Here is a 1,641-nt window from a genome sequence, read left to right as displayed (position 1 = left end):
CGTCGCGGTAGCGATCTCGACGGGTGGATGAAGCAGGTTCGCGAGGCCGGGCTGACCGAACTCGGCCCGTTCCTTCGCGGCCTCGACCAAGACCATGACGCCGCGATCGCCGGCCTCACAGTGCCCTACAGCAACGGACCGATCGAGGGCGTCAACACCAAGACCAAGCTGATCAAGCGACAAATGTATGGCAGGGCCAGTTTTCAGCTACTTCGGCACCGCATCCTGCTCGCATAGCCTGGCCACCACCGAAAGTGAGCCAGAGCCGTCTTTCCGATAGTCCCGTCCGCCACCGCCGACCGGCGGGATCGCGAAACAGTTCGACCTCGCGTGTGGCAGGTTTACTTAATCAACACCGAGCGGGAGCGAAAACATACCTTGGGAGGCCGACCTTGCGTTCAGGCTGCAGGCCAGTCTGGCCATCTCGGTGCGGTGCAGCCGAGAACATCGACCATTGCAGATGTTGTGGTTTCACCGAGGTCGAAAAAGAATCGAGTACATCGGTAAGCGTCGGCTTTCCGGATTTCTGGCGGCGGGTAGCTCTTGTAGGCGGGGTTGGTTACTCCCCGTTTCTGCTCGGAGGCATACCTGGTGTGGATTGCATCGAGCGACAATCGACGTGGAATGTTCTTGTGGCCGTGCGCGATCGCATGGCGCACTTGGAGCCAATCCTCAAGCTCGTTCTTGATTTCTTCGAACTTTCTTGTCCTGCGCTGGTCGCGTCCCTGGGCGCCGACCTCCCAGATCCAGTGGGGCTTGACGTCCAGGCCCACAGTGTCGAGTAGATCCCTGGTGTTCTGCGTGTTGGGTGTGGAGAAGTTCCGTACCTGACGCTCTATCTGCGCCCGAATAAGCCGATAGGTTCCCGCCTCGGCCAGTGCTGCAGCCGCATCCGGCTTGGCGGCCTCCAGCGCACCCATGGTCAGGTCTTGTACCAGGGTCTGCCACGTCGCCACAGCCAGGACGATAGTTGCTCGGTTCAACGATATTTCCCGATGTCGTCGCCCTTGAGCGTTGTTGCGCTCCTCGTGAATCGCAATGAGATTGTGGCAGTGCTGAATCGATCGACCGAATGCATCTGCAGCGCTCTGCAACGCGATCGCTGATGCCAGACTCATCCCTGGTTCTCCCTACCTGTGTCTGTCCGACCTCGTTTACCGGTTGCCCCCGCGGCAAACGAATCAGATGCAGATCCAGCCTGCCTGTATGCCGACTCGACTACGTCCGACAAGTTGAGCAGATCCTATGACGAGCTTGCCGACCGGACAGCCGACACATGTGCATTGACCGGGCGCACCCGAGTCGGCCCTGCGGCGGGACGTCCGGATCGGTGGACATGTTGCAGGACATTACATCTCGGCGGCGGTGCATGTAGCTGAACCGGCGTGCGATCGGAGTGTGAACGGTCAGACGTCATGATCGGCAGTGGTCTAAAAGGGCACGCTCGAGGGCCACCCAGGATCGCTGGCTCGACGGCGAGCTTCACTGTGAGGGTGCCTTTCGGCTGCAGCTGAACTGGTGTGGCTTCGCACGTTGTGTGGTAGATCCCCGTCGCCTCTGCTGCGGTGTCAACAGAACGCCAGTATTCGCGTTCCGCCGACACTGCCGATGAACAGTACGGAAAACGGGGCTCTGCAGGGA

2 protein-coding genes are annotated in these 1,641 nt (G+C 60.3%); one reads left to right on the top strand and one right to left on the bottom strand.

All coding sequences use genetic code 11. From position 1 onward, the window contains the following. Positions 1–237 (top strand): transposase (locus tag NM2_RS46885; RefSeq protein ID WP_218026144.1); only part of this gene is annotated, 237 nt, incomplete at its 5' end. A 161-nt stretch (positions 238–398) separates the two neighbouring features. Here NM2_RS46885 and NM2_RS46880 read toward each other — a convergent pair. Continuing rightward, the gene (locus NM2_RS46880) at positions 399–1,118 is read right to left on the bottom strand and encodes a hypothetical protein (RefSeq protein ID WP_157122126.1); all 720 of its coding nucleotides are present in this window, start codon (positions 1,116–1,118) and stop codon (positions 399–401) included. Positions 1,119–1,641 lie beyond the last annotated feature (523 nt).

Source organism: Nocardia miyunensis NBRC 108239 (genome assembly GCF_001613065.1).
In the GTDB taxonomy this organism is placed as follows: Bacteria; Actinomycetota; Actinomycetes; order Mycobacteriales; family Mycobacteriaceae; genus Nocardia; species Nocardia miyunensis.
This window is presented reverse-complemented; position numbering and strand designations above follow the sequence as displayed.

Coding starts and splice junctions, on each gene's coding strand:
- NM2_RS46880 (WP_157122126.1), bottom strand. CDS start 1,118: ATGAGTCTGGCATCAGCGATCGCGTTGCAGAGCGCTGCAGATGCATTC.